Genomic DNA, 23,089 nt, shown 5'->3' on the forward strand with positions numbered 1-23,089 from the left:
GGTTTCCGCCTCGGCCCCACCCCAGGTCTGGCGAAGTTGGAGGGCGTGCAGGAGATGGCGTGGGCGGTGGACCTGATGGAGAAGCCTCGACACAGCCTCGCGGCGGCGTCCGGTGCCTGGATCATGCGCAGAGCGATGGCCAATACCGCATTCGACACACCCGACGACCTCGACCGCACACTCCGCCGCGAGTTACGCAGAATCCAACTCCGGCCCCACCTGATCGACGGCTGCCTCACAGCCACAGGTTTGGCCATCAACCCACCGACCCCACCTTGAAATCCTCAGTAACCCCGCCACGCCGCCGTCCACGGCTCTGGGGGTGACCGGCGCCGCGTACACCAACAACGACCTGGACGCGGCGACCGCGACCTCGCTGTTCGACCTCGACACGACGGCCGACCGGATCTCGCTGCAGTCTCCGGCCAACGCCGGCACGCTCGCCCCGACCGGGAGCCTGGGCGTCAACGCCGGACCGGGCGCCGGGTTCGACATCTACTACGACGCCAAGACCGGCCCCAACAAGGGCTTCGCCGCCATCAACGTCCACCGGCCAGGGCATGTTCCTGGCCCGTCAGCAGGTCACCGACATCGCCCTCCCTCTCAACCAGAACTGACCCCACTCGCCCGTGGGGCCGGGCCGCTCGGGGGCGGCCCGGCCCCACGGACGCATCGGATGCGCGGTCGAGGAAATTGATCGTGCGCGTGTCCACATCCGCATACGAGTGATGGAAAACGTACGACCGGTGCGGTGAGTGGCCGACACAAGATCACTGGGGTGTTCTGGTGGTGCCTCGGGCACCCGGAAGGGGTGGCTGCGGCTCACCGCCCCTCGCCCCCGGACTTGCCGTCACGCCGCCAGCCCGGGGCGAGGAGAGCGGAACCCGTGCGAAGCGACCCCTCTGCCCACCAGAACTGGCGCCGATCCGCGCCGTACGCCCGGATCGCCCTGCCGTCCCCGGAACATGAGCGTAGTCAGGCTGCCGTCGAGTTACCGGTTGGCGCAGTCCGCCCTGCAGGGTGACGCCGTCTGTGGTGGCATCACGCCATGAAAGACCCCTTCTCCTCCTCGGAGGCATCCACCCTCCTGGCCCCGGTGGGGGTCGTGGACCGGAACGCAGCACGCCGCGCGGCCGCCGACCGCGCCATTGATCGCGCCGACCTCGCGCAGCTACTCGACGTGCTCAGCCTGTGGCCGCGCGATGATCCGCCCGCACCAGGCACGACCGGCACCTCGCCGGATTCCGAGCGTGGCAAGGACCGGCCGGACTGACCACCGCTGCTTCCCGCCCTCCGTCGTACGCCCCGCGTGATCTGACCACAGAGGTGCGGGGCACAGACGTGGTCGTGAGCGGGCAGAATCGAACCGGCACAAACTCACCAGCACCCTCAGCCTCCACGCAGACCCGCGCCGCTGGCAGGGAACGCAGGCAGCCGCTGCTGTCTCGTGTCAGGCACGGCAGCCCCACCTGCGCCGACTACGGCTGCCAGCGGTCGCAGTGCAGGGCCGCGGCCCGCCGGTACCGCGCCCGGCGCACCAGCAAACTCATGGCCGGCCGCCCCGCCCGCATCCCCTCATCCGAAGCCGCCGCAGCCGCACGCCGGCTCCAGAGCACGGGCCTGTCGGCAGCGGACATCGCCGAGATATCCGGCGTCGCCGTCACCCTCGTCCGGCGCCTGATGCGCCCAGCCGCAGCACGGCCGGCCCGCAAACGACCGTCGTGAGGTACACGACCCTCGGTCGCCGATTCCTCGCCCCAGCCGAGCAGGTAGCGGCTTGAAGAGTTCCTGAACGGAAATCGGCGCCAGCAAGTCAGTGACGGCAGGCCTGCGTGATCACGCCCACGCCCGCGAGACACACCAGGGGGCCGAGGACGCCGTAGCGGATGGACCGCGGGGGAGTTGGATCGGGCGACGAGCGGTGTGCGCCGCTCCTCCGGGGGTGGCGAGGTTGTCCGGCGCCGACCCATTTTGGGCGCACGAACCGGCCGTTCGTCCTTGGCGTCGGTGCCTCATCCGTCCCGGAAGGAGCCCTTCCCCCCCTTTGAGGCCCTGCTGTCACACCTCCAGGGGTTGGGGACCGGCCATTTCGCTGCGTAACGGTATGGCTCCGGAAAGACCTGGAGATGGATGGCGCAACCTGATCTATCCCTGGCCGCCCATCGGTGTACAACGGAGGTTCAGCCGCGTGATCGCCGCTTCGGATGTTGCAGCGCACATCAAGGAGTTCGACGAGAAGGGGTTCCTGGTGCTTCCGGGCCTTCTGCCCAGCATTTTCCTCGGACGTCTGACACGGGAAGTCGACCACTGGGTGGACTCCGGGTTGCGACAGCGTTCCATCGACGCCTGCTTACGGCCGGATCGGTGCCCGGTACCGGAGACGGTTGAGCTGGAGATGACGGCACACGGGGAGCTGGCCGCGTTCTCGCCGCTGCTGGAGCTGCTGGAGGACGAGAACCTGCTCGGCCCTGCCTTCGTGTTCCACCACCTCCACAGTGACCGCCGCCCCTCCGGAGCCCCGGGCAAGCCCTGGCACCACGACTACGAGCAGCGACCCCAGCGGCATCGGCGGCTTCCGATGGTTCACGTTCTTCACTACATCCAAGGCCTGCGGCCGGGCATGGGCGCTCTCGCCGTGCTGCCCGGCTCGCACCACGAGGTCGCGGAGAAGGACGCTCGCAGTCATCTCGGGACGGTCGCGCTGCCGGGAGAGGTACTGATCACTGAGCTGCCCCCGGGGTCAGCGGTGGTCCTCCATTCCGCGCTGTTCCACACCCGACGTGCCGGGGACGCGTCCGCGGGCGAGGACGCCGACAGGTACATGATCGACGCGTCGTACTGCCGTACGGGTGAGCTGTGGCCGCCGGTCAAGCCGTACTGGCGGCGGATACTGGCGGTCGGCCGGGAGCGCCAGCTGGGACAAGGACGGTGGGCGGAGTTGTTCGAGGAACGTCATTTCGGCGTGTACGAGCCGGGAGACGTCGGGCGGGCGGCATGAGGGTCCTAGAGGCCGTCTCCTTCGACACAGTCCTGGGCTACTTCACGCGGCACCATCCCTACCATCCTGGGGACATGGCCAACTCCAACGACGAGGCGAAGACCCATATCCGCAACGCTCAGGCCCTCGCGAAGGGCCGCTGGCACCGGGTGCTGCTGGAGGGGCCGGAGGTCAGCGGCGTGGTGCTGCCCTGGCATCTGGGCGAGGACGGGGAAGTCGAGCTGATTCCGAGGACGGGCCTCACCGTGCGGGCCGCCGCCGCCCGGCTGGCGGCACTGGGGGATGCGTACGCCGCGTCCAATCCGCTGTGCGCACGAAAGCTGGCCCGCCAGGTCCACGCCGAGCCCACCGCGGTGTTCCTGAGCACCAGGGCAGTGGGTGGACCGGACTACGAGGGACTGTCCGTCCGGGAAGGACTGATCCACCTGGACGGACTGCACCGGATGCTGGCCTGGGAGCGGGCGAAACGCCTGGCGCCCGGCCAGCTGCTGCACGCGTACGTGGCGGGCCTATCCCCGGCCGACATAGGGCATGGCGCTGGGCATGACCAGGACGGACTGGATGTTCACCCCGACCGGAAGGGCGGCCATGGCCCGGACCATGTCGACCACGTGCCGGATGTCCATGGTGGGCTCCACCCGCAGTGAGCCGTCGGACTGCCGGACGGCGGGCTGAGGACGGTCGGCGGGGGTCACGTTGCCGATGTCGATCTGTCCACAGGAGATGTCGTAGCGGCGGCCGTCGAGGGAGAGCGAGCGGGTGATGCCGGCCACGGCATGTTTGGCCGCGGTGAACGCGACCGAGTCCGGCCTCGGCATCTGGGCGGACGGTGCCCCGTTGTTGATGATCCGCCCGCCCCGGGGGGCCTGCGCCTTCATGATCCGGAAGGCCGCCCGCGAACACAGGAAGGTTCCGGTGGCGATCGAGTCCATGACCCGATGCCAGTCCGCCACGTCCACATTCTCGGTGGGCGTGTACGGCATGACGTCAGCGGCGTTGTTGAACAGCAGGTCCAGGCGTCCACACCGTTCCACCACTGCAGAGAACAGTGCGTCCACGGACTCCGCGTCGGTGACATCTGCGGGCAGCACCACCGCCCGGTCGCGGTCGCGGGTATCGGCGAGGCGCGCCGATTCACGCAGCCGCTCCTCGCGACGGCCGGTCAGCACGACCGTCCAGCCGTCGGCCAGCAGACCCAGGGCACACGCCTGCCCGATACCGCTCCCCGCGCCCGTGACCACAGCCGTCCTCACCACACCGCACCACCCCTTCGTCTCACGCCGTCCATGACGCCGGTCCGAACACCCGCAAGCGTGTCCCCGGGCACACCTCAGCAAACAGGAGCAGCCATGAATGACCGCTTACAGGCGCTGCACGGCACGGGCGGCAGCAGGTCGTGGTTCGAGCGTGCGCAGCACTCCCTCGCGGGCGGGATCAGTTCGTCCTCCCGCCTCACCTCCACAGGGCCGCATCCTTACCCGCTCTACATCAGCAGCGGGTCCGGCTCCCGGATCCGGGACGTCGACGGCAACGAGTACATCGATTACCTCATCTCCTACGGCAGCGCGGTCCTCGGCCATGCCCCGCCCGTGCTGACGGACGCCCTCACCCAGGTGCTGCACAACGGCACGATGTTCGGCACCTGCAACGTTCCGGAGGTAGAGCTGGCGGAGACGATCTGCCAGATGGTGCCCTGCGCGGAACTCGTCCGCTTCGCGAACTCCGGCAGCGAGGCCGTACAGGGCGCCGTACGTGCTGCCCGCGGCCACACCGGGCGCTCCCGGATCCTGAAGTTCGAAGGGCACTACCACGGGTGGTCGGACACCCTGGCGATCTCGAACCGCCCCACGGAGCACGAGGCCGGCCCCTCCGACACGCCACGGCCCGTCCCGCACTCCCCGGGAATCCCCGCCGGTGTCGTGGAGGATGTCGTGGTCTGCCCCTGGAACGACGTGACCGCGCTGCGTGCCGTGCTCGACGCCCATGCCGGGGAGCTCGCCGCCGTCATTTGTGAGCCGATCGTCGCCAACAACGCCTGCACCATGCCCGAGGCGGGATACCTTGAGGCCTTGCGCGAGGAGTGCACCACCCGCGGCATCGTGCTGATCTTCGACGAGGTCTGCACCGGGTTCCGCACCGGCCCTGGCGGGGCGCAGGCCCTCTTCGGCGTAGAACCCGACCTCGCCGTGTTCTCCAAGGCCCTCGGGGGCGGCCTGCCCATCGCCGCCTTCGCCGGACACCAAGAGATCATGGACGCACTCGCCTCGGGACGGGTCAAGCACGGCGGCACGTACAACGCCTCGCCGCTGTGCGCGACGGCCGCCCTGGTGACCCTGCGGCAACTCGGCGATCCCGCCGTCGTCCAACGGATCGACGACACCGGCCGCCAGGTCATGGAGACGGCACGGAAGGCGGCGCACGACCAGGGAATCCCCTGCTCCGTGCAAGGAGTCGGTGCCATGTTCCAGACCGTCTTCACTGCCGACGGCCGCCCCACGCGCAACTACCGCGACCTGCTGCGCGTCGACCAGGCTCGGTCCCACGCCTTCCGGCATGAACTCCTCGAACGCGGAGTCCACGCCAACGCCTTCCCCATGGCCTGCTGGTTCGTCTCAGCCGCGGTCACGGACGACGACCTCGCGGCCACCTGCGAGGCTGTCACGGAAGCGTTCAAGGCCCTGTGACGGCAAACCCGCGATCACCCAGCTGGACCTGAACCCGGGGAGACGAAGTCGGCATTCTGGTCGTTTGGAGCGCACGTCGACGGAGCCGTTGACCGCCGGTTGGGTCCTTCTCCTCCTCACAGGACCGGACGACGTGACGCAGATCGACGTGGTGGTGCCCAAGCCATCCCCGCCGATGGAAGCACCGGTAGCGTCGAGGTCATGACGACGCATCAAGGGCAGGGCGCGGCCACCACGTCGGGGGTCGACTGGTGTTGTTCGACCTTGCGCCCTGGAGCCTGAGCTGGAATTTCAGGTCCTAAGCTTGACGTTTTTGGTCCGCCATCGAACAGGGCTCGAACTTGTTCGGCGGTTCCCCCGTTCACGGCGTGTCCACGGGGCCGGGGCCGGATCCTGCGGGGAGGGTCGGCGCGGCGCGTGGAGGCCGGATCGTGGAACGGGTCGAGCACGGGGTTCAACGAGACGCGTTCACGGCGGTGACAGCGTTCCGCACCGAGCTGTACGCGTCCCTGCTCGCCCGAGGCGATGCCCTTTTCGAGTTGTGCGACGCCCTGTTGTGCACGGACGGCCCGGTCCAGACTCTCGTGGACCTGGCGCTCGCCCCCGAGCACCGGCGCGGGCACGGCGCCCTCTACGCCGGGCTGAACCAGGGTCGGATCGACGTCGCCCGACTTCGGCGGGCCCTGGCCGGGGTCCCGTTGCCCCGGGCGGTCGACGGGCGCCTGGTCCTCGCGGTGGACGTGTCGCCGTGGCTGCGGCCGGACGCGGACACATGCTCGGACCGGTCGTTCTGCCACACCTTCGGCCGGGGCCTGGGCAAACACCAGATGGTGCCGGGTTGGCCGTACTCGATCGTTGCCGCGCTGGAGCCAGGCCGCACTTCCTGGACGGCGCTGTTGGACGCGATCCGGCTGGAGCCCGGCGCCGACCTCGCGGCCGTCACCGCCAGCCAGGTCCGCGAGGTCGTCGAACGCCTCATCGCGGCCGGTCAGTGGCAGCGGGGCCAACCGGACGTCCTCGTTGTCCTGGACGCCGGCTACGACGCGCCCCGGATCGCGCACCTCTTGGCGGACATGCCGATCGAGGTCCTGGGCCGACTTCGGTCGGACCGGGTCATGCGCAAGCCGGTCCCCGTCCCGTGGATCTGCCCACCGCAGGGCGGGCGTCCCCCGAAGCACGGCGGCGAGTTCGTGTTCGGCGACCCCGACACCTGGGGCGAGGAGACGGCCGTCACCGCGACCGCGACGGAGCGGTACGGAACCGCCATCGCGCAGGCGTGGGACCGGCTCCATCCTCGGCTGACGCGTCGGGCGGCGTGGGGAAATCACGAGGGCCCGTTGCCGATCATCGAGGGCACGGTGATCCGGCTGACCGTGGCGCAGCTGCCCAGCGGCGGGGTCAACAAGCCAGTCTGGTTGTGGTGGTCGGGGACCGGAGCGGCCCCCGGGGACGTCGACCGGTGTTGGCAAGCGTTCCTGCGCAGGTTCGACGTTGAGCACACGTTCCGCCTGCTCAAGCAGACCCTCGGCTGGACGCGACCCAAGCTCCGAGACTCCACCGCGGCCGACCGCTGGACCTGGCTCGTCCTGGCCGCACACGCGCAACTCCGCCTCGCCCGCCCCCTCGCCACGGATCTCCGCCGGCCTTGGGAACGACCGGCGGAACCGAACAAGCTCACCCCCGCCCGGGTCCGTCGGGGGTTCAGGAACCTGCACGCGCGGACGGGCACGCCAGCCCGTGCACCGAAACCCACCCGACCCGGCCCCGGCCGCCCCCTCGGATCGAAGAACCAGCGGCCCGCCACCCGCTACGACGTCGGACGCGTCCTCGCCACCGGCGAGCCCTACACCCGCCCCGCACACCACCAGATCGGCACCAAACCCCGGCGCGTTGCTGGTGAAAGACCCACGTGACAGTCTTCTCCCATGGCCTTGGAGACCTGGGAACACGACGGTGACCATTACTGCCTGCAGTCGACCTATGTGCAGGGCGACGAGGCGTGGTACTTCGAGTTGAGCGAGTCCCGCTCCGCCCCTGCCGACCGGACGGCCAGCCCCTGTCGCAACGGCTTCCTACCGGGTCCCGCGGCCGTCACCGTCATCGCCCATGACTCAAAGGTGGAAAAGCCGCCCTACGTCCACTTCGACGGCAACCAGCAGCTGCCGTTCGACGTGCTCGAACACTTCACAACGATGGTCGCCACGAAACTGGCCAACGATGACACGCAACCACCGATCTCTGACTGACGGAAGAGCAGCAGACTGACGTTAAACGTCAAGCTAAGGCGTTGTTTCCTTTGGTGGTTCTCGGGCAGAGCTGTGCAGGGATACTGCTGCGGTGCTGTTGACGTGGATCGCTGAGGTGGCGGCCGAGCCGCTGGTGCTGGAGCCGGCTGATCGGCGGGTGGAGCGGGAGACCAACACCTGGTCGCTGGGTGCGACGGACGAGGACAGGAGTTCGTTGTCCGTCGCCGAGGTCGCCGAGGTCGCCGAGGTCGCCTCGGGCGCCGAGCTCGTCGAGGACAACGCGATGGAGCCGGCCCCAGACCCGGGCTCGGCTCCACTGGGCGAACCGCCGGTACACCGTCTGCCCGCTCGAACCGAACACCGGCGGAAGCTGCCGCCAGGTGCAGCCCGAGGTCGCCACGAAGATGATCGCCGCCAAGGCTCGCGATCACCCGCACGACTCCGGCCCCCGCCTTGCGGACGTATCACCTCCGTCGGCGGTACCACCCGCCGGAGCAGCACCCACAACTCGTCCGGCACCAGCCGCTCAACCAGATCCGCCATGCACCGTTCAGCGAACGATCAAGCCATAAGAAACGACGTCTTAGTGTGAGTCCGGTTCCGGTGAGGCATCCGTCGATGATGTCGCTGCGGTATTGGATCTGGCGGGAGGTCGCGGTACTCGGTCCAGGCGAAGCTCTTGCGACCGCCGCTCTTGTGATCGGCACGTTGTTTGGGCCGGTAGAGCGTTCGCCGGGTTTGTAGCAGCACAGGGCTGAGATGGAGACGGAGAAGCGCCGCTGGGAACGGCCGCGGACTCGGATGACCGGTGTGGTTCCGCGTCGGCTCCAGGTGCGGGAGGTCGGCGGCGGCATCGAGAATCCGGCTTCGTCATCAAAGACGATCCAGGCCCCGAGTGCCGCCGCGGTGTTTCCACGTGCGGCCACACGTCCTTCACGCAGCCGGCCACCACCGCCTCGTCGCGCTCGCCCGCACGACGGGCCGGAAGCTGATGACTCCAACCGTGTCTCCGCAGCATCTGCGAGATCCCCGACAGGGTCATCGACTTGTGGAACCGCCGGCCGATCAGCGTCTTGATCCTGGCCAGCGTCCATCTCTGGTCAGGCCAGCCATGCGCGACCGGGCCCTTGGCCAGCTCTTCCTCGAGCACGTCGAACAGTGCGTCGCTCAGTTTCGGCCTGGACGCCGGTCCGCGGGACCGAACCCCGTTCCGGCCGGCCGCCTTCCAGGCCTGCCGCCATCGCTGGACCGACCGGACTCTGACCCGTAACTCCTTTGCGACGTCCGTACTGCCCCGCCCGGCGGCGAACATAGCCGCTGCCTCCAACGCTTGCCTCTCCGCGGTCAGACCCCCACCCTGCGGATACCTCAGACACCCGGCATACCGCGATGATCACCGATCGTCAGCCCCTACGACAACCCACCTTCAAGGTCAGTAAATGAACCCTGCGCGTTCAGGGATCGGTGCTTAAGCACCACGCATTTTCCCAGGAGGACGTCCTTGGGCGTGGTGCGCAAATTGGTGGGATCGCTGCCCCAGCGTTGGGTGCGTGCCTGCACGCGACAAGGCAGCGGCCCCACAACCGGCTCAGCTCGCAGGCGCCCCTTGTGTGGGGCCGTTACCCCTGCGGGGTGATGCTCAAGGACCGGATGAGCTGGGCCAGTTCTTCACGGAAGAGTTTTTCCGGGCTAAGGGCCTGGGTCTGTAGGTGGCCGTAGATCTCAAGTGACACCAGGCCGTGCAGGTGGCTCCAGATGCGCAGGGCGAGGGCCACGGCGGCCGGGGGCAGGTCGGGGAAGGTCGGGCGGACCTTGTCGAGGAGACCGGCGTCGAAGTCGGACCACTCGAAGTCGCTGTCCGCGTAGCGGTGTTCGGCGTGCGGCCAGGCGGTGGCCGCCAGCGCGGTGATGCCGGTACAGACACGGTGGGCGGCGTCCGGGGCGGCGCCGCCCTCGGGGGGCCGGTAGCCGGGCACGGGGTCGCCGTAGATGAGGCGGAAGCCCTCGGGGTTGGCCAGCGCCCAGTTCCTGAAGGCGCAGGCCCATGCCTGGATCCGGGCGGCCGGATTCTCGGCGGGGGCGCAGTCCCAGGCGGCGTCCACCGTGTCGGCCAGCGAGGTGTAGACGTTCTTGATCAGCGTAGTGACCAAGTCGTCACGGGTGGCGAAGTAGCCGTAGATGGCGTTGGCCGTCATGCCCATCTCGCGAGCGATGGCCCGCAGCGTGATCGCGTCGGGTCCTCCCGAGGCCATCAGCTCCAGCGCGACCTTCTTGATCTCGGCGGTCGTCTCGGCCCGCAACCGCTCGCGGCGCCCTTTGATGCTTCCCACGATCACTCACTCTACATCGTCACAATACTGAGTGCCGTATCGATACTTCACGCCGTATAGTCACTGCGTGCCGTGAAGAGAAGAGGACGGCATGGGTAACCGCCGCATGAGCAACTAGGGGAGAGTCATGCACATCGGAGTCATCGGGGCCACGGGCGGCATCGGCAGTCGCGTCGTCACCGAAGCACTCGGCCGGGGGCACCACGTCACGGCCTTCAGCCGCGACGCCACGCAGATCGACGAGGACCGGAAGAACGTCGTCTGGCAGAGCGTCGACGTCCTCGACGCCGACGCCATCGCCGCCGTCATACCCGGCCTCGACGTCCTGATCAGCGGGTTCCAGCCCGGAAATGCCGCCAAGGACATCGCCGCCACGGTGGCCCGCTCGATCGCCGATCCCACGGTGTACGCCACAGCCGCGCGAGCACTCCTGAAGGCGCTGGAGAGCCATCCCCGGACCCGGCTCATCGTCATCGGCGGCGCCGGCAGTCTGGAGATCGAGCCCGGACTCGTACGGGCCGACTCCGACGAGCTATTGCACGAAACCCTCGACGCGATCGGCCTGCCGCGGGAGTACACCGCCGCGGTGCGCGGCCACCGGGACGCGCTGGACGTCCTGCGCACCTCCAACCGGTTGTGGACCTACTTCAGCCCCGCGGAGGACATAGCGCCCGGCGAGCGTACGGGCCGGTTCCGGATCGGCGGCGATCAGCCCGTACTCGACGCGGACGGGCGCAGCCGCATCTCGGTGGAGGACGCCGCCGTCGCTCTCGTCGATGAGGCGGAACTGCCCCGTTTCGTCCAGCGCCGTTTCACCATCGGCTACTGAACCGACGGCTGCGGACTGACGCCGCAGGGAGGCTTTCCTTCCGAGGCCCCGGGGTGCGCTGAGCGTGACGTAGATCCGTCATACCCGTCGGTACAGCTCGCTTCGGTGACGGCTGCACATCACGCACGCTGCCTCGTACGACGGGCAGCCCGGCGGCGCCAGGCTCTTGACCGGCATCGGCCGGAGCAGTACACCGCGTTGGCAGCGGCCGCCGCCGGCGAAAGTGATCCGGCCGCACTCCGGACACGTCAGATGCTGATCATGCGGGTGTCACCGTTCCACTCCGCCTCGGCCAGCATCAGCCCGAGCGTGAACTGCGGTCTGCTCTGCGTCCGTCCCGGTATGCCTGGGCCCGGGCGACGTCGTCGCAGTATCGGCGCCGGACCGACGCGCTCCTCGGTAGTTGGGCCTCGCAGCAGGCGCAGTAGCGGATGCGGGCCACGTCTCCAGGGTCGCGCGACGGCACGCCGATTCGTACATCGTTCGGGAGAGGCGCAGCCACGGGCTTTTCCGGTGGCAGCACCCACTCGTTCCACTACCTCACCGCCGGCGACTACTGGCCGTCTTGGGCCGGGTAGGCCACGTAAGAAGCCTGACCCCGTCGCAGCGGACAAGGGCTACAGCAACGGCCCCTGCCGCGCGTGCCCGCGGCGCCGAGGCATCCGGCACACGATCCAGGAGAAGGCCGACAGTCAGGAGGCCCGCCTGCGTAAGGGATCACGAGGCGGACGGCCACCGAGGTTTGACGAAGACGGATACAGGAAGCGCAACACCGTGGAGCGGGCCGTCAACAAGCTGAAGAACTCGCGGGCCGTTGCGACCCGGTATGAAAAGCGCGGCTACGTCTTCCTCGGCACAGTCACCGCAGAGGCCCTGGTCATCTGGCTTCGCACTGGATCCCCTCACCAGGCCGGCGGCCGGGACGGGTCGCCGCCCTCGATCTCCTCCGGCCAATCGACGGGCCGGCAGTCCGTCCGGCTCAGGATGCCGGGGTCGGGGACGTAGCCCTCCTTCCCCGCCGGGCACTACTTCGGGTGCCGTTAACGAGCGGCGAACAGACCTGCGCCGCAAGGGCCTACTCCGGTGATGCCGCGCCCGCTGTCCTCTGACACCGAACCTGGACGGTTTGCCCGGAAAGTTGGAGAACCACTGTGCTCCTGCCATTGATGTTGGATCGAGACGGCCGGGGGCAAAGCAGGGGCGTCGGCTCTTGTGTACAGAGATCCCCCGCTACCGGCCTTCGGACTGGACTTCCTTGAGTTCGGGCGTCGCGGCACCAGTCCTTGGGGCAGGTCTGAAGCGCACCTGTTGGGATCATTGGGCGAGTGCGCCCCTTGTCAGTGAAGTGCGCTTTCCTGTCTGTCATGGAGCTAACGCAATCGATGCTTAATGACCTGCTGGACCGGATCGACGCCCCGAGTGGATCTCTGCACCTGTCGCTGGACACCGACCCGCACATGCTCGTGGACAGGCTGGCCGACCGTTACGGGGCACCACGGACCCTGGTCTTGGACGGTTTCACGGACCCGACCGTGGACGAGTCCCGTGGCGCGGCTCTTCTCGCTGTCCTCGAAGGCCGGGGCGAGACGATTCGGGCATGGGCGTACGGAGGTCAGTGGATCGGCGCCGGGACCGCTCGGGACGCGCAAGGAGTCGTCCGGCCAGTGCTGGCGGCCGCGCCGCGGCGCGTGCAGGTGCCTGCTACAGGGGGGACCGGCCGGGACGAGGACTGGGTTGAGCGGCTTATCGTTATCACCGCCTGGACCTCGCCCCCGCAACGGCCGGACATCGACTGGGCACAGATCGAGGCACAGGCGGGCACGCGTCTTCCCGGCGACTACAAACGCATGGTGGAGACATTCGGGGAAGGCGCCTTCGATGGATTCCTCACCCTGAACCAGGAGCCGTGGACCCACCTCCGCGAGGACGGCCTGCTCATCTGGGCAAGCACCGAGCACGAGAACCTGTACTGCTGGCAGACCGACCACAGCACCGACCCAGACCGTTGGTCCGTCGCCATCCGGACCTTCGATGACGACGTCGTCCCCTTCGATTGCTCGGCTGCGGAGTTCATCTGCCGCATCCTCCTCGACCCGCACCACCCGTTCACGATGGCCCGCTACTTCGACACCCACTGGTTCATGAACTACCGCGAGAACGAGTGACCCAACCCTGCCGCCATAGGCTAGGCGGGCCCGGTGAGTGCGCTGTGCCTGGTCGAGCTTGTCGCGGCGCTGCTTCTGGCGGGCGAGCCACACCCCGACGCCGCGAACGTCGCTGTCGGGCATCTCCGGCACACCCGCCGGCCCCGGCAGGACGCCCTCCCGCGCGATGTACCGCTGGAGGGCCTTCAGCCCTTTCCGGAACGCTTCTTGCGCGGCCCGGACGCCGCAGCCGTCTTCGTCGCCGCCTTACGGACGCGTGGGGCCTTTCTCCTCACGCCGAGTCCGCCGTGCCGGCGCCGCTGCTCCTCGTTCAGCCGGTCCAGGCCCAGCGCTGGGGAACGCCTCACGGGGCTGCTGGTCGGAATCCCGACCAGGGGTACGGCCTTGGGCTCGGGCGCGGACTCTGCTGGGGGAGACAGCGGAGGCGCACCGGGCTCCGGCATCCAATTGCGCTGGTGGGTGTCCTTGTCCGTGGTGTTGAGCCGGGCCCGGTCTATTTCGATGTGGGGAGTGGTCCGGACGTGCCGTCGACCAGGCACTGGTCGGCGTACGACGGCCGGTACCGCCGTCCGCGCGTCGAGGCGCTCCGGGCCGTATGCACGTGCGGACGGCGCGGCGGCGCCGAGTACCCGCTGGACTGGGCGACGATCGGCGACCAGCCCCTGTACGAAGCCGACGTCGACATGTCGGGGCCGCTCGCGGAATGGACCGCGCACCTGTCCGTCATCCGGGAGGCGGCCGTACATCTGCCCGAACCCCTGGCCGCCCTCCTGGCGGAGATGGCCGAGCGGCTGAGGACCGCTCTGCGCTCGGTGACGACAGAACCCGGGACGTCCCTCCCTCGGTGAATGCGCACGGCGGGGCTGGACACGTCGAAGGGGTCGGTCACGCGGGCGACACGGGCTTGACCGGCGAGATCCGAAGGAGACGACCTACCGGCTAGCGGTCGGGTCGGGAAGAGGCTTGCCCTCGCACGAGGCATCTTCGGTCGGCATCCGGCCGTCGACGAGGAAGCCCTCGACGTACGCGTCCACACAGGGGTTGTGCGACTGGTAGACGCCGTGGTCCCCGCCGCCGACGGTGATCAGCCGGGATCCGGCCGTCCCCTGGTGGGCCCGCAGCGCGCCCTCGTAGTAAGAAGTCATCTCATTTGGATGGTTGGGTAGACTGACGGTCGTGGCGGGGATTGTTGACCGGCTGGTGCCGGATGAGTTGTGGGTGCTGTTCCAGCGGGTCGTGCCGGAGGCCCCGTCGCGACCGCAGGGCGGTGGTCGGCGTCGGCATGGCGACCGGGAAGTACTCGCCGCGATCGTGTTCGTTGCCACGTCGGGCTGTACGTGGCAACAGTTGCCGACGGCGTCGTTCGGGCCGTCAGGAGCGACGGCGCACCGGCGTTTTGCCGAGTGGAGCAAGGCCCGGGTGTGGGCCAAGCTCCACCGCCTGGTCCTCGATGAGCTCGGCGCCCGCGGCGATCTGGACTGGTCCCGCTGCGCGATCGACTCGGTGAACATGCGGGCCCTGAAAAGGGGGACCTGACAGGTCCGAATCCTGTCGATCGGGGCAAGTTCGGATCGAAGATCCACTTGATCACCGAGCGGACCGGTCTGCCCCTGTCCGTCGGAATCTCGGGCGCGAACCTGCACGACAGCCAGGCCCTCGAACCCCTCGTCCGCGGCATACCGCCCATCCGCTCCCGCCGTGGCCGCCGACGGCGCAAGCCCGGCAAGCTCCACGCTGACAAGGGCTACGACTACGCCCACCTGCGGAAATGGTTACGTCAGCGCGGCATCAAGCACCGCATAGCCCGCAGAGGCATCGAGTCCTCACAGCGACTGGGCCGCCACCGCTGGACCATCGAACGCACCATGGCCTGGCTCGCGGGCTGCCGCCGACTCCACCGCCGCTACGAATGCAAAGCCGACCACTTCCTCGCCTTCGCCAGCATCGCCTGCACCCTCATCTGCTACCGAAGACTCACCAAATGAGATGACCTCTAAGTGGCCGGGTCGTGAAGCGAGTTGAGCATCATGATCGGCGGCAGCCCCCGCCCGGTGACCTGCACCCGGGGCGCCTGGGAGCGCGGCCAGGCGGCGCAGACCGAGGCGAAGGTCAGCTCACGGGCCCCGGCCATCGGGTACGCGGCGCCGTCGGCCGCGCTCCGGCGGACCCAGAAGGCGCTGTCGTGGTTCCACGGGGTGTCCTGGCAGATGACGGAGAAGAAGTCTGCCGCGAACTGCGCCCCCAGCGGGTGCTTCAGCTTCTCGGCCAGGGCCTTGCGGGCGGCCGGCGGAGCCGCCTCCGGGTGCTCCAGGACACCGAGCAGCATCGCCAGATCGGGGAAGCGGTCGCCGCTGTAGATGATGGAGGTGGCGGCGGCGTCGAGGTGGTTGGGGGTGACCGTCGTCCCCTCCAAGTCCAGCGGGTGCTCGCCCAGTCCGCGCCGCAGCCGCTCGTACGAGGTTTTGGCCTCCTCGGCGGTCCGGCCCCGGTGGTACGTCGCGTCGTTCGCGGCGAGCCAGGGCAGGAAGTCCTGTTCGAACCGGCGTTGGAAGCTCATCGGCTGGCCCGTCAGGAACTTCTGCCAACTACCCGTGAAGCCGATGTTGCTGTCGAGCACCACCCGGTCGACCCGGTGCGGGAACTCGGTTGCGTAGTAGGCGCCGAGGAAGGTGGCGTAAGAGGGTCCGTAGTAGGACACCTTCGACTCGCCGAGCAGCGCCCGGAACAGGTCCATGTCGTGCACGGCCTGGTCGGTGGTGATGTACGGGAGTAGATCGCCCGACCGCCGCTCGCAGTCCCGTACGAAGTTCCGCGCCCGGTCCACGGTGGCGTCTACGGCCCGGCGAGAGCGGTCGCGCAGGTCGCCGCTGGTGAACAGGGCGTCCACCGCGTCCTGGTCGGAGCAGACCACCTGCGTGCTGGCCCCGACCCCGCGCTGGTCGAAGCCGACGACGTCGTATGCGGCCGCCACCTTGGGCGAGTACGCCGCCAGGCCCGCCGGCCGGCCCAGCCCCGAGGCGCCGGGCCCGCCGGCCGCCATCATCAGCACGCCCCGCCGCGCGGCGGGGTCCGCGGCCCGGTGCCGGGACACCGCGACGGTCAGGTCCGTCCCCGTGCCCGGGTGGTACCAGTCGCGCGGCACCGTCATGGAGGCGCACTCCAGCGCACCGGACTGGCTCGGCTGCCAGTTGAGGCGCTGCTGCGCGTACCGTCGCGAGAGCCCCAGGCTGCCGCGAACTTCACGCCCGTCCAGAGGTGTCCAGTGGTCGGCGGGAGCCGAGCACTCCCCGTCCGGGCATCGTAAAGGTCCAGGTGGTGTCTTCGGTCAGGACCGCTTCCAGCTCGGGCCAGTTCAGCTTGTCCAGGGCGTGGGTGTGTGCGCAACCCTCTGCTGGAGTTCGGCGATCACGAGACCACCGTCAGCACGATCTTGCCTTGGATGTGGCCTTGCGCGGCTCGGGTGTGTGCGCTGTCCGCCTCGGGCAGCGGGTAGGTGCTGTCCACCCCGACCTGGAGCTTGCCCTCGTTGAACAGGCGCCCGATCTCGGCGAGCTGGGGGCCGTTGGAACGCACCTGAATGTTCGAGACGGTGATGCCCAGACGCGCCGTCTCTTCCGGGTCGTACTGGGCGAAGAACACGGGAAGCATGGTGCCGCCGCGCTTGAGCACGGTCAGGAAGCGTGAGCTGTCCGGGCCACCGACGGTGTCGATCACCAGGTCGACACCGCTGACCGCGTCCGCGGCCTGCGTCGTGGTGTAGTCGATGAACTCATCGGCGCCGAGCTTGCGCAGGAACTGCTCGTGCCGGCCCGAGGCCACCGCGATGACGTGTGCCCCCTTCCATTTCGCCAGCTGCACCGCGAAGTGGCCCACTCCACCGGCGGCCCCGTTGACCAGCACGGTCATCCCTGGTGTGATCGGCACCGGCTGGTGCACCTGGCCGGTGAACGGGGACGGCACGTCGTGGCCGAGATCAACCAGGTACTGCCAGGCCGTAAGCACGGCCATCGGAGCTCCAGCCGCCTGCACGTGGTCGATACCGGCCGGCTTGTGAGCCAGGTCCGAAGCCGGAGCGGCCACGTACTCGGCGTACGTCCGGCCGTCGAATCCGGGGAACCGCAGCATGCCGAAGACCTCGTCACCGACGGCGAACCCCGGCACGTCCGGAGCGACCGTCTGGACCACGCCCGACATGTCCGTTCCGGGGATCAGAGGGAACTCCAGCGCCGGCCTCATCTCGGCCGGCATGACCTTCATCCCCTCACGCAGGTACCAGTCCGGCGGGTTGATGCCCGCCGCGTGCACCCGGACGAGCACTTCGCCCGGGCCGATCTCGGGAACCGGCACCTCGTCATACTGCAAAACTTCCGGCCCGCCGGCTTCGTGGAACTGGATTGCCTTCATCGCGTCTGTCGCTTTCCTGGGGAAACGTTGCTCCTGCAGTCAAGGCCCAGGACGGCATGGCCGTCCAAGACCGGTTCGGCAACCTGATCATTCCGAAACGACATGACGCGTACGCTGCAAGGGTGAACGATCTCGGACAGGACCTGGAACTGCGGCTGGTGCGCTACTTCACCGTGGTGGCGGCGCACCAGCACTTCGGCCGGGCCGCCGTCGACTTGCACGTGGCCCAGCCAGCGCTGAGCCGCCAGATCCAACGGCTCGAGAAGAATCTCGGCGCACGACTGCTGGACCGCGTACCCCAGGGCGCCCGGCTCACTCCGGCCGGCCAGAGGTTCCTCCCTCACGCCCAAGCCCTGCTGCAGGCCGCCCGCCAGGCCGAACTGGCCGTGCGTGAACAAGCCGAGACCGAACACATCGCCATCGGCTACGTTGAAGACCTGGTGATCACTGCCGCCGTACGGGAACTGCGCCGCCGTCACCCGGACGCCGAGATCACCACCCGGTACTTGAGCTGCCGCGACATCGGGGCGCTGTCCGACAAGCGCGTCGACGCCCTGATCGCGCGGGCCCCGCTGCCGCTCGCCGCCGACGACGTCTTCACCACCCCTCTGTACGAGGAGCCCCGGATGCTCGTGGTCCCGCGCGGCCATCCCCTGGCCGACCGCCCGTCGGTGACCGCGGAAGAACTGGCTGGCGAGGAGGCGGCACCGTGCCCGTTCGAGACCGCGGACTGGACTTCCTACCGGATCCTCGGGGCCGACGTGCCGCCGATCGAGAGCTACGAGGACAAGCTCGAACTCGTCGCGAGTGGCAGGGCGCTCGCCGTGCTACCGGTCGGCGATCGGCGTAGCTCACTGCGCCCCGACCTCGTCACCGTCCCGATCGAGGGCTCTCCTCCCAGCCAGGTCGTCCTGGTCAGCCGCAAGGGCGACCCGAATCCGATGATCAGGAATCTTCAGCTGGTGGCCAAGGCCGTCCTGACCGCCCCGGCAGCCTGACCGGGCTCGCCTTCTCCTACAGCAAGGCGATGCGCGAGGGCCCGGAGGTGCGCATCCCGCGCAAGGACCTGGCCCACCCGGTGCTGTGGATGCCGTCGCTGGAGCAGACCGTCGCCGACATCGCCCAGGACGCCCGGCACTGGGACTTCACGGTGTTCCAGCCCAAGGCTGATGGCGTGGTCATCGCCAAGGTGGCGCTGTTGGATCGTCAAGGCCGGGCCGGGAGGTTGGCCTCCCAGCCGTCGAGGAGTCGTTCGAGACCCAGCTCGAACCCGCGCTCGGCGCTGTCGGCCGCGTGGGGAAGCTCGGCATCACGAATGACCCGGGCGAGGAGTGGATGGTGCCCGCTCTTGACGACTTTGTCGAGGTAGGACGTGTGGGCGTCCATCCATTCCTGGATGCCCACTTTGGAGCGTCGGACGGCTTCCTGCTGGGCTAGCTCGCCGATGGCGTAGCCGCGGACGAAGGCCTGCAGCGTGTCGACGACGGTGATCACGACGTCGATATCGAAGCCGAGGGGATCGATGGCGGCGAGTGCGCGCTCGATGGCATCGAGGGAGTTCAGCCCAAGTGATGGGCGCCCTGCTGCGAGGGAGGTCATCCAGGGATGCCGGTAGAAGGTGGACCGGTAGCGATGGGCCAGGCCTCGCAGGTCGCCGCGCCAGTCGCCGGTAGGAGCAGGCGGTCCGCCGTCTTCGGCCGCTACGGTGTCGAGCATGAGGTCGAGCAGGTCGTCTTTGGACGTCAGGTAGCGGTAGAGCGAGGCTGTGCCCGTCCCCAGTGCCTTGGCGACGCGCCGCATGGACAGTGCCCCGATGCCCTCGGCATCGGCGATCGCGATAGCGGCGCTGGTGATCTCCGCCCGCATGCGTGAGGGTGCGGTGCCTTTCGCGGCCCGCTCCGGCCGGTTCCAGATCAGCGTGTGAGCGTCGTGCATCGGTTTTCCGTATGAGCAGCCCCTTTTCCCCCGCAGTGCCCAGTTCGCCGCCGAATCCGACAAGAATCACCAGCTCATCTTCGGCGACAACGCCCCCGCCAGCCTGCTCGACCTGCTCATCGGCCAGGAGCCGACCGAGTGAGCGAGGGCGCCGGAGCGGAGAGGGAGACCACCGGAATCCGCTACGAGTATCAATGTCAGACCCGCCTCGTAGCGTCGAAGACGCGGGTCCGGACCGGGGAGCAGCTGCTGGCCGTCGAGCTCGCAGATCTTTCGGTTGCGGATGCGGCCGCCGTCGGCCGTGTGGACCTGCCGGAAGCTGATGTCGTGCGACTCCGTGGCCGGGACCACCTTGATCGGGATGGTGGTGTTGACTGAACCAGTTTCCGTATAAGCACAGTTCAGGAGCGGTTTCTGCTAGCCATCGGTCATGGTTGAGACGGGTGGTCCCGTTCGGATCTCGTGCCGCGCCACTGCTTGAGACGGGTGAAGCACCGTTCCACCACGTTCGGTGCTTGTAGACCTGCTTGTCGAAGGCCAGCGGTAGGCCGCTCCGGCTGCCTCGCCGTGCCCGGTGGGCTGACGAGACGTGAAACTGCCGTGCGCGGTGCGGAGGCGACTGTTACGGTCGTCCGCATGTGTTCCGTCATCCACAACTGGCAGGCCCTGCGCACCCGGTCGACGCGCTGACAGTGGTGTCGGCCGTTGCCGACACCAGGTCCCACCTCCACCGTTCACCTCAGGATGACGAGGATCTTCACCATGCGCGCAGACTCGCGCCCCACTTTCGTATTGGTTCACGGCGGCTCCAGCAACGCCCGGGCCTGGGGCCCGTTGCAGAACGAGCTGGCCTTGCTCGGCTACCGCTCGCACGCCGTCGACCTGCCCGGTCACGGCGACCTCGCCGATACCCCTGCCGCCTATTACCGGCAACCCCAGGACGTCACGGCACTCGCTGCCGCGCCCTCCGCGCTGCGCGGTGTCACGTTGAAGGACAACGTGCGCCACGTGGTGGACACCCTGCGGCGGCTCGCGGCGTCGGAGCAGATCGTCCTGGTCGGCAACAGCCTCGGCGGTCTGACGATCAGCGCCGTCGCCAACGCCGTACCGGAGCTGCTCGACCGGGTGGTCTACCTCTCCGCGCTCTGCCTCAGCGATCCGGCCATGCTCGCCGAGGCGTGGGACGTGGTCGACGACAACCTGCTGGACGCCGCAGTGGCCCGGATCGCCGTGCCGGGCGTTCGCGATCCGGGCGTGGTCCGGCTGAACTGGCGGGCCGCCCACGCTGATCCGGACGTGTTCGCCGCGTTGAAAGCCGTCGTCATGGCCGACTCGACCGACCACCAGTTCCGGCTGCTGCTCGACTCCCTGGATCCGGACGAGACCTACTCGACGATGGAGCCGGGTGCGTTGGTCCGGGCCGACGCGTGGGGGCTGGTGCCGCACACCTACGTCCGGCTCTCCGCCGACCGAAGCCTTCCCCTGGCGGTCCAGGACCAGATGATCCGCACGGCGGACGCGTTGACCCCGCACCATCCCTTCGACGTGCACACCCTCGCGGCCTCGCACGTCGGCTACTTCAGCCGGCCGCAGGTCTTCGCGGAGCTCCTGACGAGCCTCGTCTGAGGCGCCCCCGCACCCCGGGCACCCGGGGTGCGGGGCACACCCCTAGCCCCAGTCGACGCAGGAATTCAGAAGGGTACTTCCCTCAAACCGCGCAATCTCGACCTGCCTCCCCAGTGCCCCTGCCGCCGATCGGGCCCCGCCTGGCTAGGCGAAGGAGAACCAGTTGACGTTGACGAAGTCAGAGGACTGGCCGCTGTCGAAGGTCAGATAGACGTCGTGGGTTCCGGTGGTGCGGCGGATGTCGGCGGGGACGGTGCGCCAGGCCTGCCAGCCGCCGGTGTTGGCGACGGCGAAGCCGCCGACCGGGGTGGCTGTGGGGCTGTCGAGGCGGACCTGGACCAGGCCGCTGACTCCGCCGGCGGCCCCTGAAGCGACGCGGGCGTCGAAGCGGGTGGCGCCGGTGGAGCCGAAGGCGACGGCCGAGAACTTGAGCCAGTCGCCGTTGGACAGATGGCCGACGGCGGATCCGCCGCCGTCGGAGCAGGCCTCCACCTGTGCTCCGGACTGGGCATTGAACGCCTCGGCCTGGATGGTGGTGAAGGCGCTGACCCCGCCGCCCGGGGCGGTGGCGGTCGGAGTCGGGGCCGGTGTGCCGCCGCCGGCCACACCGCCGACCGTGATGGTCCAGCGGCCGGGGGTGCCGGACTGCACCTTGCCCTCGAAGTCGACTCCGGCCGGGTGCACGTCGTCGTACGGGAAGGCGTACCCGAGATGGTCGGGGGTGGTGTTGTGCAGGATGCGGGCGTAGTGGTTGGTGCGCGGCCGGGTGTAGAAGGCGGCGGGCTCTTCGGCGGTCGGCTGGTGGGGGTTGTCCAGCAGGGTGGTGCGGTTGAAGGCGGCGGCGAGCCGTGCGCTGAGATTGCCCATCAGGTCGTTGCCCGTGGTGAAGGGCGCGTCGCTACAGGAGAAGACCGAAAGGGTGGACGGCTTGGCGAAGCTGCCGACTCCGGGGAAGGCGAGGACATTGCCGTTCACCCGGCCGGTGACGGTTCCCCAGGTGAACTGGGTGTCGATGCGCAGGTCGGTGGAGCGGTACTTGTTCCACACCTCGTCTACGTAGCCGTCGAAGTAGCCGCGGAACAAGGCGTTGTTGCCGCGGATCGCCAGGTTGGGGCTGAGTACGCGCAAGTCTCGGCCGCCCGCGGTGACGATCAGCCGGCTCCAGTCGCTGCCGTCGGCGGCGGACTGGGCCCGCAGCGCGGCGGTGACCTGGGACAGTCCGTCGGCGGGCAGCCCGCGCACCGTCTGGGTGCCTTGGCCGGTCTCCAGTTGGAAGGCGATCGGGAGCGAGATCATGTCGACGAACGTGATGTTGGCGTACAACTGGTCGCTGTTGAAGGTGAATTCGCAGAAGTCGTGAGCGACGTTCGCGTTGGGGTCGGTAGGGTTGCTCACCGACGGCAGGGCCAGACCGCCGCCGCGGTTCACCAGGAAGGTGAGCTTCGTGCCGACGGAGAAGTAGATACGGCCGCTGTCCAGGCGCGGCAGCGTCACCCTTCGCGCTCCGGCGCCGGACGCGTTGAGCGGGATGGCACAGTCGACCCCGAGCGGGGTCTGATCGTTGGCCGGAGCCGGCGGGTGGTACAGGCTGAAGCCGTTGGCCCGGATGAAGGCCCAGGTGCCGCCGGCCGCGGGGTCACGGCCGAGCACATAGGCGTACACCGTGTTGTTGCCGGTGGTGTTCACCAGGTCCAGGGGGAGCGTGGCGGTGGTGGACGCGTTGGCGCTCATCTCGAGCCAGGCTGCCGCGGCGGGTACGGCCAGGGCCAGGCCCGCTGTCACGGCGAGGAGTTTTCTACGGGGCATGGTTCGTTGGTGGCGAGCCGTCACGGTGGGGGTCCGTTCTTCGTGAGGTCGAGCGGGGGAGCGGTC

General features: G+C 68.8%; 21 protein-coding genes and 6 pseudogenes. 15 read left to right on the forward strand and 12 right to left on the reverse strand.

Annotated elements, in window-relative coordinates; all coding sequences use genetic code 11:
- Positions 1-283 precede the first annotated feature (283 nt).
- The 5 genes and pseudogenes from OG594_RS45355 to OG594_RS45375 all read left to right on the forward strand — a co-directional run.
- Positions 284-617, forward strand: a pseudogene (locus OG594_RS45355) (DUF4394 domain-containing protein); the annotation flags it as partial.
- A 431-nt stretch (positions 618-1,048) separates the two neighbouring features.
- Complete coding sequence (locus OG594_RS45360) at positions 1,049-1,273, forward strand: hypothetical protein (RefSeq protein ID WP_266608506.1); 225 nt, start codon at positions 1,049-1,051, stop codon at positions 1,271-1,273.
- Positions 1,274-1,548: 275 nt separating this feature from the next.
- The gene (locus OG594_RS45365) at positions 1,549-1,725 is read left to right on the forward strand and encodes a hypothetical protein (RefSeq protein ID WP_266608508.1); all 177 of its coding nucleotides are present in this window, start codon (positions 1,549-1,551) and stop codon (positions 1,723-1,725) included.
- Positions 1,726-2,188: 463 nt separating this feature from the next.
- Positions 2,189-2,998 (forward strand): phytanoyl-CoA dioxygenase family protein, encoded by an 810-nt coding sequence (locus tag OG594_RS45370; RefSeq protein ID WP_266608510.1) that lies wholly within the window; start codon positions 2,189-2,191, stop codon positions 2,996-2,998.
- A pseudogene (locus OG594_RS45375) lies at positions 2,995-3,459 on the forward strand (DUF6309 family protein); the annotation flags it as partial. The gene OG594_RS45370 and the pseudogene OG594_RS45375, both read left to right, overlap by 4 nt.
- A gap of 48 nt (positions 3,460-3,507) precedes the next feature.
- On the opposite strand, the gene OG594_RS45380 reads toward OG594_RS45375, so the two are convergent.
- Positions 3,508-4,251 (reverse strand): SDR family oxidoreductase, encoded by a 744-nt coding sequence (locus OG594_RS45380; RefSeq protein WP_323185470.1) that lies wholly within the window; start codon positions 4,249-4,251, stop codon positions 3,508-3,510.
- A 96-nt stretch (positions 4,252-4,347) separates the two neighbouring features.
- Between OG594_RS45380 and OG594_RS45385 the strand changes: the two genes are divergently transcribed.
- The 3 genes from OG594_RS45385 (at position 4,348) to OG594_RS45395 (ending at position 7,928) form a co-directional block, all read left to right on the forward strand.
- On the forward strand, positions 4,348-5,682 hold the full coding sequence (locus OG594_RS45385) for an aspartate aminotransferase family protein (RefSeq protein WP_266608514.1): 1,335 nt from the start codon (positions 4,348-4,350) through the stop codon (positions 5,680-5,682).
- A gap of 431 nt (positions 5,683-6,113) precedes the next feature.
- Positions 6,114-7,595, forward strand: coding sequence for an NF041680 family putative transposase (locus tag OG594_RS45390; protein ID WP_266608515.1), 1,482 nt, complete (start codon positions 6,114-6,116; stop codon positions 7,593-7,595).
- Between the two features lie 12 nt (positions 7,596-7,607).
- Positions 7,608-7,928: a hypothetical protein gene (locus OG594_RS45395; protein ID WP_266608516.1), complete on the forward strand. Its 321-nt coding sequence runs from the start codon at positions 7,608-7,610 to the stop codon at positions 7,926-7,928.
- Between the two features lie 244 nt (positions 7,929-8,172).
- Here the strand turns inward: OG594_RS45395 and OG594_RS45400 are convergent.
- The 4 genes and pseudogenes from OG594_RS45400 to OG594_RS45415 form a co-directional block, all read right to left on the reverse strand.
- Positions 8,173-8,471 (reverse strand): annotated as a pseudogene (locus tag OG594_RS45400) (transposase); the annotation flags it as partial.
- Positions 8,472-8,576: 105 nt separating this feature from the next.
- Positions 8,577-8,782 (reverse strand): annotated as a pseudogene (locus tag OG594_RS45405) (IS630 family transposase); the annotation flags it as partial.
- A pseudogene (locus tag OG594_RS45410) lies at positions 8,782-9,300 on the reverse strand (winged helix-turn-helix domain-containing protein); the annotation flags it as partial. The pseudogenes OG594_RS45405 and OG594_RS45410, both read right to left, overlap by 1 nt.
- A gap of 247 nt (positions 9,301-9,547) precedes the next feature.
- Positions 9,548-10,258 (reverse strand): TetR/AcrR family transcriptional regulator, encoded by a 711-nt coding sequence (locus OG594_RS45415; RefSeq protein ID WP_266608518.1) that lies wholly within the window; start codon positions 10,256-10,258, stop codon positions 9,548-9,550.
- A 127-nt stretch (positions 10,259-10,385) separates the two neighbouring features.
- Here OG594_RS45415 and OG594_RS45420 point away from each other — a divergent pair, with 127 nt between their 5' ends.
- From OG594_RS45420 to OG594_RS45435, 4 genes and pseudogenes are all read left to right on the forward strand, one after another.
- Positions 10,386-11,087, forward strand: coding sequence for an NAD(P)-dependent oxidoreductase (locus tag OG594_RS45420; RefSeq protein ID WP_266608520.1), 702 nt, complete (start codon positions 10,386-10,388; stop codon positions 11,085-11,087).
- Between the two features lie 573 nt (positions 11,088-11,660).
- Positions 11,661-11,978: pseudogene (locus OG594_RS45425) on the forward strand (transposase); the annotation flags it as partial.
- A gap of 473 nt (positions 11,979-12,451) precedes the next feature.
- Entirely contained in the window at positions 12,452-13,252 is an 801-nt protein-coding gene (locus OG594_RS45430; protein ID WP_266608522.1) for a hypothetical protein, read from the forward strand.
- Positions 13,253-13,773: 521 nt separating this feature from the next.
- Positions 13,774-14,100 (forward strand): hypothetical protein, encoded by a 327-nt coding sequence (locus OG594_RS45435; RefSeq protein ID WP_266608524.1) that lies wholly within the window; start codon positions 13,774-13,776, stop codon positions 14,098-14,100.
- A gap of 84 nt (positions 14,101-14,184) precedes the next feature.
- Here the strand turns inward: OG594_RS45435 and OG594_RS45440 are convergent, their stop codons facing one another.
- Entirely contained in the window at positions 14,185-14,397 is a 213-nt protein-coding gene (locus OG594_RS45440; protein ID WP_266608526.1) for an alpha/beta hydrolase, read from the reverse strand.
- A gap of 40 nt (positions 14,398-14,437) precedes the next feature.
- Between OG594_RS45440 and OG594_RS45445 the strand changes: the two genes are divergently transcribed.
- Positions 14,438-15,237 (forward strand): IS5 family transposase gene (locus tag OG594_RS45445; protein WP_266603152.1). Its coding sequence is split into 2 segments (ribosomal slippage): positions 14,438-14,773 and positions 14,776-15,237, totalling 798 coding nucleotides; the frame shifts between segments, so codons are not numbered across the junction.
- An 8-nt stretch (positions 15,238-15,245) separates the two neighbouring features.
- Here the strand turns inward: OG594_RS45445 and OG594_RS45450 are convergent.
- Both OG594_RS45450 and OG594_RS45455 read right to left on the reverse strand, forming a co-directional pair.
- Positions 15,246-16,400 carry an alpha/beta fold hydrolase gene (locus OG594_RS45450; RefSeq protein ID WP_266608529.1) on the reverse strand — a complete coding sequence of 385 codons (1,155 nt, stop codon included), beginning with the start codon at positions 16,398-16,400 and terminating at the stop codon, positions 15,246-15,248.
- A 257-nt stretch (positions 16,401-16,657) separates the two neighbouring features.
- Positions 16,658-17,656, reverse strand: a complete 999-nt coding sequence (locus OG594_RS45455; RefSeq protein ID WP_266608530.1) for an NADP-dependent oxidoreductase — start codon at positions 17,654-17,656, stop codon at positions 16,658-16,660.
- A gap of 122 nt (positions 17,657-17,778) precedes the next feature.
- On the opposite strand from OG594_RS45455, the gene OG594_RS45460 reads away from it, so the two are divergent.
- Positions 17,779-18,654: a LysR family transcriptional regulator gene (locus tag OG594_RS45460; protein ID WP_266608532.1), complete on the forward strand. Its 876-nt coding sequence runs from the start codon at positions 17,779-17,781 to the stop codon at positions 18,652-18,654.
- A gap of 16 nt (positions 18,655-18,670) precedes the next feature.
- Here OG594_RS45460 and OG594_RS45465 read toward each other — a convergent pair whose 3' ends face one another.
- From OG594_RS45465 to OG594_RS47285, 3 genes are all read right to left on the reverse strand, one after another.
- On the reverse strand, positions 18,671-18,838 hold the full coding sequence (locus tag OG594_RS45465) for a hypothetical protein (RefSeq protein WP_266608534.1): 168 nt from the start codon (positions 18,836-18,838) through the stop codon (positions 18,671-18,673).
- A 24-nt stretch (positions 18,839-18,862) separates the two neighbouring features.
- Positions 18,863-19,591: a TetR/AcrR family transcriptional regulator gene (locus OG594_RS45470; protein WP_266608536.1), complete on the reverse strand. Its 729-nt coding sequence runs from the start codon at positions 19,589-19,591 to the stop codon at positions 18,863-18,865.
- A gap of 66 nt (positions 19,592-19,657) precedes the next feature.
- Positions 19,658-19,942, reverse strand: coding sequence for a hypothetical protein (locus OG594_RS47285; protein WP_323185472.1), 285 nt, complete (start codon positions 19,940-19,942; stop codon positions 19,658-19,660).
- Positions 19,943-20,353: 411 nt separating this feature from the next.
- On the opposite strand from OG594_RS47285, the gene OG594_RS45480 reads away from it, so the two are divergent.
- The gene (locus tag OG594_RS45480) at positions 20,354-21,217 is read left to right on the forward strand and encodes an alpha/beta hydrolase (protein WP_266608540.1); all 864 of its coding nucleotides are present in this window, start codon (positions 20,354-20,356) and stop codon (positions 21,215-21,217) included.
- A gap of 144 nt (positions 21,218-21,361) precedes the next feature.
- On the opposite strand, the gene OG594_RS45485 is transcribed toward OG594_RS45480, so the two are convergent.
- The gene (locus tag OG594_RS45485) at positions 21,362-23,023 is read right to left on the reverse strand and encodes a beta-1,3-glucanase family protein (protein WP_266608542.1); all 1,662 of its coding nucleotides are present in this window, start codon (positions 23,021-23,023) and stop codon (positions 21,362-21,364) included.
- Positions 23,024-23,089 lie beyond the last annotated feature (66 nt).

It is taken from the genome of Streptomyces sp. NBC_01214 (assembly GCF_026340975.1).
Lineage (GTDB): Bacteria > Actinomycetota > Actinomycetes > Streptomycetales > Streptomycetaceae > Streptomyces.